The following is a 15,180-nucleotide window of genomic DNA, read 5'->3' on the forward strand; positions in this document are numbered from 1 at the left end:
ACCGAGATTCGCCGTCCCGCAACGGGGCCAGGCGCAGTACCGGTCTTCTCGGCACCGTTGGGCCCCAAGACACCGATCGGAGTGCGGCTTCCGCGCCGTGGCAGTCGCCGATCAACGTGGCGCCCTGGTGTGGCGATCAGGGACAGGCAGGACCGGCTCGTTTCGTCGACGCCGTCGACATCGACTGGGATCGCACCCTTTGGCGTGACCAGCCGCGGGTCGCTCGGTGCACCGCCTCGACAGTGCCGGGTGCGGGACGCGACCGCCCGCACCCGGCAGGCCGAGTTCAGGCGGCGATCGGGCCGAAGACCCAGTTGCCCTTGGCGTTCTCGTCAGCGCTGCGGAAGAACTGCTCGTTGGCGAGGTGCAACTCGTCCCGGCTGAGCGTGCCGTTGCCGTCCAGGTCGAGCCGGTCGAACGCCGCGCTCCCGGCTTCCTCGGACAGGCGGAAGGCGCTGGCCATCATCCGGACGTACTCCGTCCTGGTGATCAGCCCGTCGTCGTCGACGTCCATCAGGTCGTAGAAGGCGTCCGCGATCGGCGCGATGTGGGTCAGATAGCCCTCGTCGGCGGTGGTCACGAACCGCTCCATGCCCGTGGAGTACTCCTCGACGTTGACCCGTTCGTCACCGTCGGAGTCCATCGGAAGTGTGACCGTTTCCCACAGCGTGTTGTAGCGGTCGCGGACGAGCTGGCATTCAGGTGAACCAGGCGCATATCCGAACGCCGCGACCAGGCGATCGGCGGATGCGGTGTAGTCCATTCTGTCAATGGTCCCGTCGTCATCGATATCCAACAGAGCGAAAAGATGAGCCAGTTTGCGTCGTTGCAGTTCGTTGAGCATGTTTGTAGTTCCTTCTTCGGGGGCGTTAGTCTGACTGGAATGGAGGGTACTGTCTGCGGTGCCGACGTCGGAAGGTTGTTTTGTGGCTAACCATGTGGTAGATGGCGCCAACGGCTTTGTTGGCTCTCATCTGATCGGCGCTCTCGTGGCCAGGGGAGATTCGGTCATCGCATTGGCACGTGCCAGTGAAGAAGTGTGCCGGAGGAAGGTGGCCGATGCGCTTGCCACGCTGCACCTTGACCCCGGCCTGGTGTCAAAAGTGCAGTTCAGAGCGTTCTCGCTGGCGGAGCCCGACCTGGGCCTTCCCGTGTCCGACGTCTTCGCCGAACCGTGCACCTATTGGCACAGTGCCGCCCTCATCACGTTCTTCCCGCGCCGCGAGGACGAACTCCGCGCCGTCAACGTGGAGGGTTCGGATAACGTGCGGGCAACGTTTTCGCGACACTCTTCTCCGGGCTCCAGGTACATCCACGTCAGCACGGCGTACCAATGCGGAACCGCTGAGGGAAAAACCATGGAGGGCTGGCCCGAATACGCTCGTCCGGCAGCGTTCAGAAATGACTACGAACACTCGAAACGGACGGCCGAGATCCAACTGTCTCGCACGAGACTAGCGCGGGACGGAGACGTTCTCGTCACCCGATTGGGCATCATGGTTGGGCATTCGGGTACCGGTCGGGCGTTGTCCGATCTGGGCATCTACGACTTCCTGAGGGTCATCGCCATGTTCGCGAGGCGCACCCCCGGTGAACGAGTTCGCTTTGTCTGCCACCCGAACGCGACGCTGCACCTGACGCCGATCGACGGCACCGTGGACCGGTTGCTCGCGCTCGCCGACGGCCCCTTCGACCGGCCCGTCCGGCACCTCGTGAACAGGGTTGCGGTGCCGGTGGCCGACCTGTTCGCCGTCATCTCCGCGCACCTGCCCATCGAGCTGGTCGCGGTCACCGCCGCCGACGTGGCGGCCGAGCCCTTCGGCAGGTTCGAGGCGATCGTCAACATGCGGTGCAAGTACACCTCGCCCTACCTGCGCTTCGAGTACGACTTCGAGTGCCACGACGACGCCTCACCACCACCCGTCACGCCTCGCGTCCTGGACCTGCTCATCTCCTGGTACGTCCGAGAGGGGCTGCCCGCATGACGGACTTCGTCACGGGCTTTCGCACCCGTCCGCGCCAGGACCGCACGCTCACCTACCTCGCCGATGGACGGCAACCGGTCGAGCTGACCCACGCCGAACTCGACAGACGAGCCAGATCGGTGGCGATCTGGCTGCGCAGCACCGGCCTCGCGGACCGACCGGTGCTGCTGCTCTACCCGGCGGGGCTCGACTTCCTCACCGCGTTCCTGGGCTGCCTCTACGCGGGTGCTGTCGCGGTGCCCGCGCCGCTCCCGATGTCGGCGGCCTCGCGGGTGGACCGCGTCGACCGGCTGATCGAGGATTCCGGCGCGCGCCTCGTCCTCACCAGCGCCGCCCATGTCGAGGCGCTGAGCCACCTCTCGGCCAAGACCTTCGACGACACCTCGGACCCGGACCTCTGGCAACCGGCCGAGGTGCGTCCCGACACCCTCGCCTACCTCCAGTACACCTCGGGATCGACCGGACATCCCCGCGGCGTCGAAGTCACGCACGGCGGCCTGACGCACAACCTCGAACTGTTCGCCAAGGTCAGCGGGGACACCCCCGTCCGCAGGATCGCGGGTTGGTTGCCGCACCACCACGACATGGGCCTGGTCGGACTGCTGTTGCAGGCGCTGCACGCGGAGGCCGACCTGGTCCTGCTCTCGCCGGAAGCGGTGATCGCCCGCCCGATCCGCTGGCTGCGCGCCATCAGCGACCACCGGGCGGACTGGACCGTGGCGCCGGACTTCGGCTACTCGTGGACGACGCGCAGGGTCGGCGACGCGGACCTCGCGGAGCTCGATCTCTCGTGCCTCACCATGGCGGTCAGCGGTGCGGAGCCGATCCGGATCTCCACCCTCAACGCGTTCGCCGACCGGTTCGCCCCAGCCGGTTTCCGCCGCAGCGCGCTGAACCCCGGCTACGGCCTCGCGGAGTCGACTCTCGTCGTCACGTGCACCAAGCGCGGCCGTGGACCGACCGTGCGGACCTTCACCCCGAGGTCTCTCGCGGCTGGAAAGGTCGTTCTCGCGCCGGAAGGCGATGGCGTGCCGCTGGTCGGGTGCGGGGAGCCGGACGGCGGCATGGCGGTATGCGTGGTGGACCCGGCCACGACGCAGGAGGTGCAGGACGGCACGATCGGCGAGGTCATGGTGGCGGGCCCCAGTCTCGCAGCGGGCTACTACCGCGACTCGGCCGCGACCAGCGCCACGTTCATCACCAGGCCTGACGGTCGCTGGCTGCGCACCGGTGACCTCGGGATGCTCTTCGAGGGGCAGCTCTACGTCACCGGTCGGCTCAAGGAACTCCTCATCGTCAACGGCCGGAACCTGTACCCGCAGGACATCGAGATCGCCGCGCGGGAAGCGCACCCGGCCGCCAGCAACGGCGCTGCCTTCGGGGTGCAGGACGCCGACTCCGGAGAACACGTCGTTCTGGTGCAGGAGATGCGCCGCGCCGCACAAGGCGACCCGGGCGAGTTCGCCGCCGCCGTTCTCCATGCGGTGACAAGCCAGTTCGGCGTGTCCGCGAGCATCGTGGTCGTCAAGTCGAACGCCGTGCGCCACACCACGAGCGGCAAAGTGCGGCGCAAGCACATGCGCGAGCTGTTCCTCGACGGGTCGCTGCCCGCACTGCACAGCGTTCTGACCCCGGCGGTGGCCGCCGCCGCGCGAACCTTGGAGAACCCCCATGGCTGACGAGACGGTGGACACCTGGCTCGTGGAGGCGGTCGCGGGCTACTTGGCCGTACCCGCGTCCCAGATCGGCACCGACGTGAGGTTGCAGGCGCTCGGCCTGGACTCCGTGCACGCGATGGCGCTGTGCGTCGACATCGAAGACCGATGGGGGGTCCTCGTGGAACCCACGCTCGCCTGGGACCACCCGACCATCGACGCCATCGCGGCGCATCTGAAGGGCCAGCTCCACCGGGAATGACGCGCCGGTGGCGGGCAGTCCGGCACGGGAGCGGGAAACAGATGTGCTGTGGTTCCCGCGATTGAGTGTCAGAACTCGATGATCTCCACGCCCATGTCGGGGATGCCGCCACCAGCCGGCAGTTGGAGCCTCGACGGGTAGCCGCGGTTGATGGTGTAGCCGTACTCCGTGTTGCACTGAATCCGGCAGTAGGTGACCTTGACCCGGTACTTCTTTAGGCCGTGCACGTCGCCTCGGCGTAGGAGATGCTGTCGTGCCATCCCTCGCGCCCCGGCGGGGCGCCTGGATCGACATCTCGCTGGCGACGGCCGTGCCCGGTGCGCTCACTCCGATCGCGATCGCGATGACGGAGAGCGCACTTGTTGCGCAGTGCGTGAAATCGCTCGGCATGCGTCCTCGGGTGTGGTCGCGACTGACAGGTTTCGCCCCCCGCGCTCGATGAAGCGCGCGACATCACCGCCGACCGGATCGAGGTGCTGCGACGACTCTGGGACAGCGCGCTGGCGTTGCAGGGCGACACGGCATGTGGCGGTCGCCGTGTGCTGGAGTCTGCGTTGCTGCTTTCCTCGTTGCGCTCCAACGGTTTCAGCGAAGTCGACGCGTTGCTGGTCGATGCCTGCTTGGACCCACAGGACATTGCGGAACGAGCGGTCGAGCTCGCCGCCGCGCTGTCGATGACGGTGAGCTCGGCTTCACCGACGCGCACTTGTTGTCCGCGAGGGTGATCCACGCGCACGCCTGCGGACGGCCACACGCGGTTCCAGGAGCGGAACGGGACCGACCCAGCAGTCGATCATGTCGAAGGTCTCCTCGTGGCCAGCGCTTCCGAGCGCGGTCATCGTGTACCCGGCAGGCAACGGCGTACTGCCCCTGTTCCCTGCGCGAAGGCAGAGGCTGTGTCGTACGCCGGGGTCAGCGCATGACGGCCTGCCAAGCGACGGAATCTGGGCGCTTGCCAGTGACGGCGAACTCGTGCACCGCGGCGAGGACTTCCTCGAGCAGGACCTCGGCGTTGCTGGGGTAGTAGTGCGCATTGTGCATGTAGTCGTAGAAGACCTCGCCCTCGCGGTCAGTGTCAGCTGAGAGGGTGAACCACAGGCCGCCATCGTCGCCGCACTGGATGAGCGCGAGGCGGGGGTCGCGGCCGACTCCGACGAGCATTTCGATCTCGGGGATCTGGTCGCCCTCGACGTCGCACTCGCGGAAGACACTCAACACGATGGGCTCGCCGCTGGTGGCGTAGTGACGGAGCAGCGCCTCCAACCCGGCGGCATCACGCACATCCGCGCCCGGCTGCTTGACGTCGTACCAGACGTGCGCGATGGTCACGGCGCGTTCCTCCTGAAGGTCTTGCGGTAGCCGTCGGGGCCAAGCACGGTCAGTTCCTCGTTGGGCCGCAACAACTTCGACAGCAGCCGGTCGCAGCCCAACGGGCGGGGCACGGCTCGTTGTTCTGCACGAGGGTCGCGGCGCTCCGCCCGTTGCTGCGCATCCACAGTAGAGCCTTGAGCTCGACATGCAGGGCGATGCCCAGCGGCCGTCGGAGTCCAGCCGCGACGAGCATCTGGTCGATCAGACCGGACTCGGAGTCCTTGCCGGAGACGAGCGATCCGACGCGGGTGCCGTCGGCATCGATCAACTTCCCGTGCGTGGTGCGAGGTGAGCGCTCAGCGGAGACCGGCGGCGGCAGTTCGGAGCGGGCTCGCCTGATCGCTTCGTCCATGCTCGGTCGGTCCACGGGGTCCCAAGCAGGCGGCGGGCTGGCGGTGGCGGTGCCGCCAAGTCCGGCGATCCAGGTCTCGACTCGCGCGGGCAACTCGCGCAAGACCAAGCGCACGGCCCGCAGGTCGTCCTTCGCTGCTTCCAACAGCGCGTGGACTTCCTCGCGCGCGGAATCGGGGCTGCCCTCGGTGACGTGGTACCAACTGGTCGCGGCGTCGTCGACGGCGTCCTCGGCGACATCGACCAGGCCGAGCGGGAGCTCGGCCACGGCAGCACGTGCGGCGGCGACGACCTCGGCGATGGACACGCATCGAGGCTGCCTGTGCCGGCGGGGTCGCTGGCGGGATTGAGCGAGTTCCACTTGATCGGCGCAGCTACCGTGCTCTCAGTCCGAGCCCGCCCTGCCGATGCGCGATGTGAACGATCGGCCCTTGCGCCGCCTGACAGCCAAGCTAGTGTTACGTAGTACTCGTGCTGATCCCTGTGAGGTGCCGATGATCCGGAGAAGGCCGACGAGTCGAGATGTGGCGAGGGAAGCGGGGGTCTCGCAGACGACGGTGTCGTTGATCCTGCGGGGTGCCGACTCCGGGAGGGTGTCCCCGGCGACCGTGCGGCGCGTGCGCGAGGCCGCCGAAGCGCTCGGCTACCGGCCCAACGAGGCGGGGCGGTCCCTGCGTGGCGTGCCATCGCGGCTGATCGGGCTGGTCGTCCAGGACGCGACCGATCCCTACTTCGCCATGGTGCTGCGTGGAGCGGCCGACTCGGCGTGGTCCTCCAGGCACATGATCGGCCTCGTCGAGGGACGGGGCGTCGACGGCCTCTCCGAGGTGGTGGACGCGGTGCTCGGCACGTGGATGTCGGGCGTGATCGTCTGCGCGCCCACACCGGATGAGTTGGCGGTACTGGCACCGATCGCTGACCGCGTAGCGGTTCTCGAACATCCCGCGCGGGCGCCGTGCACTGTCACGGCCGTGGTGGACTACGACGTCCGCGCGGGGATGGCCGAGGCCGTCGGCCACCTCCACTCGCTCGGTCACACTCGCGTCGGGCACGTCCGCGCAGAGGGGAACGCCACGACGTTCGTCGAGCGCAGGATTGCCGTTCGAGCTCGCTATCGCGGCCCGGAACTCGTTGTGCCGCAACCTTTCGACACGCCGGTCAGCACCGAGCGGATCACCGAGTTCCTGCGGTCGAACGCCGACCTGACCGCGATCGTGTGCGATACCGACGTCTTGGCCGCGAAGGTCTACGTCGCCGCCCAGCGGTGTTCCATCCCCGTTCCGCAGCGCCTCTCCGTTGTCGGGTTCAACGACAGTCCGCTCACCACCGCGCTGGAGCCCGCGCTGACCAGCGTCGCGCTTCCAGCGGAGCGGGCCGGGCACCTGCTCGCCCGTTCGCTCATCGATCCCGGCCACCGCCGTCCGCACGAGCTGTTGGTCCCGACGCTGACGGTGCGCGCTTCCACGGCCCGCAACGCCGATGGCTGAGCGTCCTCGACTGCTCGCCACCCTGCTGGGAGCCAGCACGATGACGATCATGGCCAGCGCGACGATCACGCCTGCGCTGCCCGGCATGGAACGGCACTTCGGCGCGGCCACGCACGTCGAGGTGCTGGTCCGGCTCGTACTGACGCTGCCAGCCGTGGTGATCATGGTCGTCGCGCCGCTGCTCGCGCACCTCAGCGCCCGGATCGGCCGCGTGCGCGTGCTGCTTGCGGGCCTGGTGCTCTACACCGTCGGCGGGGGCTCGGGTCTGCTGGTGGGGTCATTGCCCGCGCTCCTGGTGGGCCGCGCGGTGCTGGGCGTCGGCATCGCGGCGATCATGACGACGGCCACCGCGCTTCTCGTCGATCACCATCCACCCGCCGAGCACGGCCGAGTCCTCGGCTTGCAGGGCGCGGCAATCGGATTCGGCGGTGTCATCGCCATGCTGGTCGGCGGCGCGCTTGCCGAGCTGGACTGGCGTGGTCCCTTCGCCGTCTACCTGCTCGCGGTACCGGTGCTGGTCCTGGTGTCGCGCACCGTGCCGGAGGCTCCGAGCGCCGTGCGGGGCCCTGACGGGAAGGGCGCGGGCTCGCCGTGGACGCCGCCGCTGCTCGGACTGTACGTGCTGACCTTCCTCAGCATCACCGCCTTCTACACGGTGCCGACTCAGGCGCCGTTCTGGCTGGCGGAGATCGGCGGCGCCGGTCCGGCTGTGACTGGTGCGCTCATCGCCGCGCTGAACCTGATGATGGCCGTGGTCGGCCTGAACTACGGCAGGCTGCGGGCTCGGTGGGACTACCGGGCGCTGGCGGTCGTGGTGTTCGCTTCCTACGCCGTCGGACTGGTGCTGATCGGTACGGCGGTCAACCTCTGGATGGCGGCGGCGGGCATGGTGGTCGTCGGTTTGGGCGTCGGGCTGAGCAATCCGACACTGAACGGTTGGACGGTCGCGGCGGTGGACCCGGCGGCGCGCACGCGGGCGCTCGGCCTGCTCACCTCTGTGCTGTTCCTGGCGCAGTTCACCTCACCGCTGATCGCGCAACCGGTCGTCGACGCGACGGGGCTCGGCGGCACCTTCGTCCTTGCCGGAGTGCTGGGCGCCGCCGTCGCGGTGGTGTTGGTTCTCGTGGCGGTCCTCCGCCGGTGAGCGACTGATCGGATCGCGTCGCCGCGGCTAGACATGAGATCTCGCTACCCGTAGTACGTCTTGACGAACTTCGCGACATGCTTCTGTCGGCAGGGGCCTGTCCAAAGGTCACGGCAAATCGCCACCAGCGCGGATGTCGTCCGTCACCGGTTGATCACCGATCCACGTGGCCATGAAACAGACCAATGCCGCCGCAAGGGTGTCCGGGTCTGCGGAGCGGGTGGGCCATGTGCAGCGCGAGCTGTCCGCCGTCGCATCCCCGGTCCCGTCGCTGGCGCTGGTGGCGGCGGGCTGGTGGCGTTGTGCCGCAACGAGTTTCGCCCTCTCATCGAGAAACTTCGAGCGGGCGTGGCGGAGCTGGAGATCTTCGGGCTGCGTGGCGGCGCAGGTGTCTCCACAGCGGAGCGCGGCCCCGGGACAGAGCGCAGGCAACAGCGCCGTGGGCAGGGCGGCTCCGGCCACGCCGAGCAGGTTCGCAGCAGACATACCCGCCAGGCGTTCAGCGGGACCGAACGATGCTCACCGCCTCTCCGCCGTGGTGGTCAGGCGCAGGTGCGCGGTGAGGAACGCGGCGGGGTCGTCGCGGCCGAGCGACGCGGACAAATCCGTGAGCTGACCTGCGGCGATGTGGAGGCCGACCCTTCTCAGGCCGGTGGCGGCGTGCTCGATGCGGGTGCGCAGGCCGGGCGGTGCGTGCCGAAGGCCGCGGTGCGCGACCTCGGCGCAGGCGGTCAGCGCGGTGTCGAGCGCGTCGGTGAGCGGGTCCGGTCGGCGTTGCTCCGCCGAACGCAGCGGGGTGGCGGGGCGCGTGGCGAGGTCGGGGACGATCACGCCGTCGTCGGTCATCACCGCGAGGGGATCGAGCACCAGGCCGCCGCCGCTGCGGCGCAGTACGGCGCTGATGAACCTGGGATCGCTGCTCAGCGCTTCGACCAGTGCGTCGAGCGCTGCCGGGCAGGCGGAGCGGTGCCGCGCGGAGACCCTCGCCGTCGTGCCGTGCGCGTCGGCGATCACCGCGTCGACGCGCTGGTCACCAGGGCTGTAGGAGATCGAGCGGACCTCGCAGACCTGCACGACGCGGAGGAGTTCCGCCGCGACCCGGGGGCGGATCAGCCTCGGCGGCAGGTCCGCCAGCTCTGCGTTCAGCGCGGCGAGCTCGCGAACGAGCACGGTGTCGGGCAGGTGTTCCCAAGCTGTGCCGAGCGGGGTGATCGTGGTCTTGGCGACGCGGTTCGAGGCGATGCGGACGACCCGGCCGGGACTGCGCGATGCGGACTCGGACACGAGGTTGGCCGTGGCCAGCGCGCTCAGCGTCGAACCGGCGACGCGGCGACCAGCGAGGTCGGCGCCGGTCAGCTCCTCGTCCTCGGTCAGCTCCCATCGCTTGCGCAGCACCAGGATCGTGCCGGAGTCCCCCGACGCGAGGAAGACCTCCGCCGTGCGCTCGTCGGTCGTGCCGCCGATGCGGCAGCCGAGACTGGTGAGGCGCACGCGGCGCAGCGCGGTCTCGGCGGCTTCGTCGGTGCCGAGCACGCGAGAGCGCAGGCTCGCGCCGCCGTTGGTGACCGCGAGCCGCCGCGCGTGCAGCTCGGTCAGCAGGTCGGCGAAGTGCTCCGGGCGGTAGCGGGCGCTGCGCGAACGATACGCGGCGAGCTGGTCGAGGAGGTCGTCCACCGCTGCGGCCGGCCAGTGCAGTGCTCGCGCGCGGAGGTCGTTCGCGGCGCGCGCCAACGCCGCGTCGAGCACCGAGCTGGCGTGCATCGCACCGTCCAGCACAAGGTCGTGGACGAGTTCGGCCACCAAGTCCATGTCGGTCGTCTGCGAGTGCGCGTCCGCGACACCCCCGACGTCCAGCTGCGCGTCGTCGCCCAGCGCTCGTTCGTCCGCGGCGCGGAACGCCCAGACCGCGAGGGCGATCAGCTCGTCGCGCTTGGCCGCGTTGGCATCGGTGTGCGCGAGGCCGATCTCACCCGGCACCAGGAAGCGCACGGTGCAGGAAGGCAGCTCCACCGAGGCGACCGGATCGGCGGCGGTCGGCCTGCGGACTCGGGCCGGGTAGCCGGAGCGGTGCAGGCGGCGGGCCGCCGCCATCGTCCTGGCACCGAAGTGTTCCGTGAGGAGATCGTCGTCGAGATCCCCCGGCGACCACGGCGTGACTTCCGGAGCGGACTCGAACTGTCTTTGGTACGCGAGGACGACACCGATGGTGTGACGGCACACACCGGGTGCCGAACAGCTGCACGACGAGGCTTCCAGTCCACTGTGGATGGTCAAGGTGACGCGGGCGCCGTCGGGGAACTCACCGAGCACGGTGCCGTCGTCGGCGAGGGTGAGGGCTGGGGTGAGCCCGGCGTCGAGTTCCTTCGCGGCGCGCTTGACCAGGCCGCGGTTGGCAAGCGCCGCAAGGGCTTCCGGGGTCAGCGCCAGCAGGTCGGCCCGCGTCATCAGCCCATCCGCTCCGCGACGAAGGTCGCGAGCTGCCCCGGTGTCATCGCGCCGACGTGCGCTCCGACGTCGGCCAGGCGCTGTGCGAGGGCGCGGTCGTAGTCCGGGTTCGCCTCCTCGTCCAGCGCGGCGAGGCCGAGCACCTGGGTGCCCTGCTGCACCAGCTCGCGCACGGTCGCGACCAGGCGGTACTCGTCGCCGCCCTCGTAGAAGTCGGTGATCACCGCGACGATCGCCCGGCGCGGGTTGTCCACCAGGCTCGCCGCGTAGTCGACCGCCTTCGCGATGTCGGTGCCGCCGCCGAGCTGCACCTTCATCAGCAACTCCACCGGGTCGCTCACCTCGGCGGTCAGGTCGACCACGGCGGTGTCGAAGACGACGAGGTGGGGCCGGAGCCCCGGCAGCCCCCACAGGCAGGCCGCGGTGACCGCCGAGTGGATCACCGAACCGGCCATCGAGCCGGACTGGTCGACCACCAGGACGAGCTGCCACTGGTCGATGTGCCGCCGGGTGCGCGAGGTGAAGCGGGGCCGTTCGATGTACAAGCGGCGCTGATCTGGTTGGTAGTGAACGAGATTGGCTCGGATGGTGCGGTGGAAGTCTAGGTCGGCGGCGCGGCGGAACAGGCTCGGCCTGCGCGAGCGGACGCCGGTGAAGCAGCGTCGCACCTCCTTGGCGAGGCGGCGGGTCAGCTCCTCGACCACCGCCGCGACGATCCGCCGTGCCAGCGCGAGGACCTGTGGGTTCATCAGGTGCTTGGTGCGCAGCACGGCGCGGAGCAACGTCGCGTTGGGCTCGATGCGCTCCAGGACCGCCGGATCGGTGACGACCTCCAGGATCTCGAAGCGCTCGACGGCGTCGCGCTCCAGCCGCTCGATCGTCTCCTTCGGGAACAGGCGGTGGATCTCCTCCAGCCAGTCGAAGGTGGTCAGTCGCGAGGGCCCGGAGCCACCCCGCACATCCCGCTTCGCGCGCTCGGGATCGCGACCGTAGAGCCATTCCAGAGCGGCATCACGCGCCAGCGCGTCGCCCTGCGGTGTGTCCGTGCACGCCTCGGCCGGCTCGCCGAGGATGAGCCGCCAGCGTTGCAGGCCCGGGTCCGGCGCGGTCATCTGATCTCCAGTCCTTCCCTGGCGAGCACCGCGCCGACCTGGTCCTCCAGGGCGGCGGCTTCGGCGAGCACGAGCGGATCGGCGGTGGTGCGCAACAGGGATCGCGCCGAACCGCGCATTCCCCTGCGGTCGAGCAGGCCGCGGGCGATCGTCTCGCGCTCGCGGGGTGGGAAGAACTCGAAAGCCTGGCGCAGCGCGGGCAGTGACAACAGGAAGTCGTGCTCGGTCATCTCGGTGACGAGCCGGTCGAGCACGGCCAGCACGCCGTTCTCGTCGGCCAGCACCTCGTCCCTCGCCAGCGCGAAGAGCCCGGCCAGCCAGTCGCCGAGCGTCTTCGGCCCGGCCATGCCCAGCACCGCGCGGGCCGGATCGCCTTGCGCGCCAAGGGACCAGCTCAGCCCGTAGGCGGCTCCGCGCAGGTCCGGCGGTGTCTCGGTGTCCGCGCTGACCCGCGTCGCGACCGCGAGCGCCGCCGCACGGTCAAGGCCGAGGGCGGTGTCGGCGTGCAACAGCGCGTCCCTGGTCGCCGCCAACGCCCTGAGCCTGGCCGGGTTCGCGGGCGCGGGACCACCGCGCACCGCTTCGGCCAGCCACAGCACGCGGGTCACCGAGGCGGCGATCACCGCGCCCAGCGCCGGGCTCCTCGCGGTGCCGAAGAGCCGGTCGTGCCGCCAGAGGCCGAGCGTCGTCGCGAGGACCTCGCCCAGCGCGGCCAGCTCGCTCGAGCCGGCGATGACCTCGGCGACGGTGACGATGACTCGCTCGGACAGCTCGGTGACGCCGCAGAGCACGGCGTCGAAGAGCACTCCGGCGAGCAGGCCGACGTCGGACTCGGCGTCGGCGAAGCGCTCGTCCAGCACCGCCGCGGCCGCGTCGGCGAGAGTGGCCCCGTAGACGGCCGCCTCGATCAGCGCGGGCAGTCTCAGGTCGGACGGCGTGCTCGTCCAACACTCGCGCAACACCGGGTCCGCGCCGGTCAGCGGGCCCGAGTCGCGGGTCAGGCCGGGGACGCCCAGAGCGCGAAGGCAGTGCAGCGCGCGGCTCCTGGCCAGGTCGCGGTCCTTGGTCAGGTCGAGGTCGAACCTGCCGTCGCGGTCGAGACCGAGGCGCTCCAACTCGGCGGTGACCTCGTGCACCAGCGGCGGTGTCGGCGTGTCCGGGTGCAGGCGGCCGACGCGGTTCCCGCTGAGCGCGGCGACCATCTCCACCACGACGGGATGCGCTCCCGGTGCGAGCGGTCCGCGTCGCGTCCACGGCAGCGGTTGGTCCAGCGCGTCGGAGACCAGGGCACCGACCAGGCCGTCCAGGATGTCCGTGCGTGCGGGGTGCTGGTGTCCGCGCAGCCGCGCGAGCCCTTCGGTGAGCGCTCGCGCGGCGATGAGGTCGGCCGTGGAGACAGCCTGTTTGCGGTGGCGCAGGCGGGAAACGACCGCCTCGACGAGCGCGTCGGCGGCGCCCTCGGGGCCGCGTTCCCACAGGTGCTGGTAGTACTCCGGCGAGGGCATGCCCGACTGGTAGCCGTCGAAGGCGTCGAGTCGCTTGAACGAGTAGGGCACCAGGTAGCTGTCCGCGATCGCGCCGTCCTGCGGGCGCGGGACCTCCGGCCAACCCGTCTCATCACTGTCCTTTGTGGACAGTGTGCGCAGCGCTGGGCGGTGGAATCCGCCGGTGACGACAACGATCGGTCGATCCCCGGCCTCGGTCATGGCCGCGCGCACCCACCGCGCCATGTACTCCTCGCGCGCCGCGTCGGCCTCGTCGGCGGCGGATTCACCGCGCAGGAGGTCGAAGTAGGTCGCGAGGCGTTCAGCGAGGCCCGCGCCGGGTTCCGCTTCGACCAGGTGGTCCCACAGGGTGTCGACGTTGTCCACCGCGAAGCTCTCGCAGAGCCTTTCCACCACGTCGGTGTAGCGCTGTTCGGCGTCGGCGTAGCGGTTGCTGCGGTCGGCCAGCGCACTGTGCCAGGCCGGGAGGTCGATGAAGCGGACCTCCGCCCCCGCCGCGCGACCGGCGGTGAGCGCCACCCACTCCGGCGAGTACTCGCAGAACGGCGTCCACGACAGGTGCGAGCGCCCGCCGCCGCGGTGGTAGCTGAACACCGCCACCGGCAGGGTGTGCGGCAGCAGCAGCTCACCGAGTCGGTCGTTGACGTCGGCCGGGCCCTCGACCAGCACGTGCGCCGGGCGAAGGGCGTCGATGGTCTCGGCGACCAGCCGCGCGCAGGCCGGGCTGTGGTGGCGGACGCCGAGCCAGGTGACCGCCATCAGCCCGGCAGCAGGTGGCGCGCCTCGTGCAGCGCCCGCCACTGCTTCCCATGACGCCGGGGCACCTGCTGTTCGAGATAGCGGCGCAGGCGCGCCAGGTCTTCGCCGCTGTCCTTCGCCGCCGTGCCCGCGAGGCACTCCACGATGTCGGCCGGGGTGCCCGCCTCCCCGCGCAGGTACCACCCGCGCAAGCCCACCGCGTGCGCCACCGACACGGCCTCGGCGGTGCTCATCACCGTGCTGAGGCGGTCCATCGACTGGCCGCTCTCGGTGGTGCCGGTGCGAAGCTCGCGGAAGGTGGAGACCAGCACCTCCAGCACGTCCCGGCGCGGAGCGACCGCCACCCCGGAGCGGTGCAGCAGACTGGTCGCCTCGCGCTGGACCAGCTCCAGCTCGGTGTCGAAGTCGGCGATCGGGAAGACCGTCTCGAAGTTGAAGCGGCGCTTGAGGGCCGCGCTCATCTCGTTGACGCCGCGGTCTCGGGTGTTGGCCGTGGCGATCACGGTGAAGCCCTCGCGGGCGAAGACCATGCCGTCCGGGCCGGGCAGCTCCGGGATCGCCACGACGCGTTCGGAGAGCAGGGACAGCAGCGAGTCCTGCACCTCCAGCGGGCAGCGGGTGATCTCCTCGAAGCGGACCACCTTGCCCTCGGCCATGCCGCGCAGCATCGGCGCCGGCACCAGAGAACGCGCTGACGGGCCCTCGGCGAGCAGCAGCGCGTAGTTCCAGGAGTACTTGACCTGGTCCTCGGTGGTGGCCGCGCCGCCCTGCACGGTCAGCGTGGACTCGCCGCAGACCGCCGCCGCGATCAGTTCCGAGAGCAGCGACTTCGCCGTGCCGGGCTCGCCGACCAGCATCAGGCCGCGGCTGGTGGCGAGGGTGACCAGGGCGCGGTCGATCAGCGAGGGGTCGCCGACGAACTTGCGGGTGATCCCGGCCCGGTCGTCGCCGACCACGAAGCGCCGGGCGGCTTGCAGGCTCAGCGCCCAGCCCGGTGGTCGTGGCGCGGTGTCGGCCTCGCGCAGCCGCGCCAGCTCGTCGGCGTGGCGGATCTCCGCCGGTGGTCGTTGCAGGGTCTCCGCGTGCACGGGTGTCGTCTCCGGG

Annotated in this window: 14 protein-coding genes; 5 read left to right on the top strand and 9 right to left on the bottom strand. The window is 70.1% G+C overall.

The features are described 5' to 3' along the window. Nucleotides 1–286: 286 nt before the first annotated feature. A complete protein-coding gene (locus CCN37_RS21025; RefSeq protein WP_168200770.1) occupies nucleotides 287–763 on the bottom strand; it encodes an EF-hand domain-containing protein in 477 nt (158 codons plus the stop codon). 163 nt (nucleotides 764–926) lie between these two features. Between CCN37_RS21025 and CCN37_RS21030 the strand changes: the two genes are divergently transcribed. The 3 genes from CCN37_RS21030 to CCN37_RS21040 are packed head-to-tail and all read left to right on the top strand — an operon-like array spanning nucleotide 927 to nucleotide 3,902. Next, nucleotides 927–1,985 (top strand): SDR family oxidoreductase, encoded by a 1,059-nt coding sequence (locus CCN37_RS21030; RefSeq protein ID WP_168200771.1) that lies wholly within the window; start codon nucleotides 927–929, stop codon nucleotides 1,983–1,985. Then, nucleotides 1,982–3,664: a fatty acyl-AMP ligase gene (locus CCN37_RS21035; protein WP_086823762.1), complete on the top strand. Its 1,683-nt coding sequence runs from the start codon at nucleotides 1,982–1,984 to the stop codon at nucleotides 3,662–3,664. Before CCN37_RS21030 ends, CCN37_RS21035 begins: the two co-directional genes overlap by 4 nt. Next, on the top strand, nucleotides 3,657–3,902 hold the full coding sequence (locus tag CCN37_RS21040) for an acyl carrier protein (protein ID WP_086823764.1): 246 nt from the start codon (nucleotides 3,657–3,659) through the stop codon (nucleotides 3,900–3,902). Before CCN37_RS21035 ends, CCN37_RS21040 begins: the two co-directional genes overlap by 8 nt. 68 nt (nucleotides 3,903–3,970) lie before the next feature. Here CCN37_RS21040 and CCN37_RS40035 read toward each other — a convergent pair whose 3' ends face one another. The 3 genes from CCN37_RS40035 to CCN37_RS21050 form a co-directional block, all read right to left on the bottom strand. Beyond that, nucleotides 3,971–4,129: a hypothetical protein gene (locus CCN37_RS40035; protein ID WP_168200772.1), complete on the bottom strand. Its 159-nt coding sequence runs from the start codon at nucleotides 4,127–4,129 to the stop codon at nucleotides 3,971–3,973. Between the two features lie 685 nt (nucleotides 4,130–4,814). Continuing rightward, nucleotides 4,815–5,231: an Imm1 family immunity protein gene (locus CCN37_RS21045; protein WP_168200773.1), complete on the bottom strand. Its 417-nt coding sequence runs from the start codon at nucleotides 5,229–5,231 to the stop codon at nucleotides 4,815–4,817. Between the two features lie 49 nt (nucleotides 5,232–5,280). After that, complete coding sequence (locus tag CCN37_RS21050; protein ID WP_086823768.1) at nucleotides 5,281–5,931, bottom strand: DddA-like double-stranded DNA deaminase toxin; 651 nt, start codon at nucleotides 5,929–5,931, stop codon at nucleotides 5,281–5,283. 217 nt (nucleotides 5,932–6,148) lie between these two features. On the opposite strand from CCN37_RS21050, the gene CCN37_RS21055 reads away from it, so the two are divergent. After that, the gene (locus CCN37_RS21055) at nucleotides 6,149–7,111 is read left to right on the top strand and encodes a LacI family DNA-binding transcriptional regulator (RefSeq protein ID WP_168200774.1); all 963 of its coding nucleotides are present in this window, start codon (nucleotides 6,149–6,151) and stop codon (nucleotides 7,109–7,111) included. Continuing rightward, nucleotides 7,104–8,255, top strand: coding sequence for an MFS transporter (locus CCN37_RS21060; RefSeq protein ID WP_086823772.1), 1,152 nt, complete (start codon nucleotides 7,104–7,106; stop codon nucleotides 8,253–8,255). The genes CCN37_RS21055 and CCN37_RS21060 overlap by 8 nt, the downstream gene beginning before the upstream one ends. A gap of 108 nt (nucleotides 8,256–8,363) precedes the next feature. On the opposite strand, the gene CCN37_RS21065 is transcribed toward CCN37_RS21060, so the two are convergent. Genes CCN37_RS21065 through CCN37_RS21085 form a run of 5 tightly spaced genes read right to left on the bottom strand, consistent with a single transcriptional unit; the run spans nucleotide 8,364 to nucleotide 15,164 of the window. Further along, nucleotides 8,364–8,741 (bottom strand): hypothetical protein, encoded by a 378-nt coding sequence (locus tag CCN37_RS21065; RefSeq protein WP_086823774.1) that lies wholly within the window; start codon nucleotides 8,739–8,741, stop codon nucleotides 8,364–8,366. A 33-nt stretch (nucleotides 8,742–8,774) separates the two neighbouring features. After that, the gene (locus tag CCN37_RS21070; RefSeq protein ID WP_086823776.1) at nucleotides 8,775–10,700 is read right to left on the bottom strand and encodes a hypothetical protein; all 1,926 of its coding nucleotides are present in this window, start codon (nucleotides 10,698–10,700) and stop codon (nucleotides 8,775–8,777) included. After that, on the bottom strand, nucleotides 10,700–11,812 hold the full coding sequence (locus CCN37_RS21075; RefSeq protein WP_086823778.1) for a VWA domain-containing protein: 1,113 nt from the start codon (nucleotides 11,810–11,812) through the stop codon (nucleotides 10,700–10,702). Before CCN37_RS21075 ends, CCN37_RS21070 begins: the two co-directional genes overlap by 1 nt. Then, the gene (locus CCN37_RS21080; RefSeq protein WP_086823779.1) at nucleotides 11,809–14,076 is read right to left on the bottom strand and encodes a DUF5682 family protein; all 2,268 of its coding nucleotides are present in this window, start codon (nucleotides 14,074–14,076) and stop codon (nucleotides 11,809–11,811) included. The genes CCN37_RS21075 and CCN37_RS21080 overlap by 4 nt, the downstream gene beginning before the upstream one ends. Further along, nucleotides 14,076–15,164 carry an AAA family ATPase gene (locus tag CCN37_RS21085; protein ID WP_086823780.1) on the bottom strand — a complete coding sequence of 363 codons (1,089 nt, stop codon included), beginning with the start codon at nucleotides 15,162–15,164 and terminating at the stop codon, nucleotides 14,076–14,078. The genes CCN37_RS21080 and CCN37_RS21085 overlap by 1 nt, the downstream gene beginning before the upstream one ends. Between the last annotated feature and the right edge of the window lie 16 nt (nucleotides 15,165–15,180).

Origin of the sequence: Allokutzneria sp. NRRL B-24872 (genome assembly GCF_002155965.1) — a bacterium.
Classification (GTDB): domain Bacteria; phylum Actinomycetota; class Actinomycetes; order Mycobacteriales; family Pseudonocardiaceae; genus Allokutzneria.

Excerpts from the sequence above, each read along its gene's own strand:
- CCN37_RS21075 (WP_086823778.1), bottom strand. The coding sequence starts at position 11,812 with ATGACCGCGCCGGACCCGGGCCTGCAACGCTGGCGGCTCATCCTCGGC.
- CCN37_RS21040 (WP_086823764.1), top strand. The coding sequence starts at position 3,657 with ATGGCTGACGAGACGGTGGACACCTGGCTCGTGGAGGCGGTCGCGGGC.
- CCN37_RS21070 (WP_086823776.1), bottom strand. The coding sequence starts at position 10,700 with ATGACGCGGGCCGACCTGCTGGCGCTGACCCCGGAAGCCCTTGCGGCG.
- CCN37_RS21065 (WP_086823774.1), bottom strand. The coding sequence starts at position 8,741 with ATGTCTGCTGCGAACCTGCTCGGCGTGGCCGGAGCCGCCCTGCCCACG.
- CCN37_RS21080 (WP_086823779.1), bottom strand. The coding sequence starts at position 14,076 with ATGGCGGTCACCTGGCTCGGCGTCCGCCACCACAGCCCGGCCTGCGCG.
- CCN37_RS21035 (WP_086823762.1), top strand. The coding sequence starts at position 1,982 with ATGACGGACTTCGTCACGGGCTTTCGCACCCGTCCGCGCCAGGACCGC.
- CCN37_RS21060 (WP_086823772.1), top strand. The coding sequence starts at position 7,104 with ATGGCTGAGCGTCCTCGACTGCTCGCCACCCTGCTGGGAGCCAGCACG.
- CCN37_RS21025 (WP_168200770.1), bottom strand. The coding sequence starts at position 763 with ATGGACTACACCGCATCCGCCGATCGCCTGGTCGCGGCGTTCGGATAT.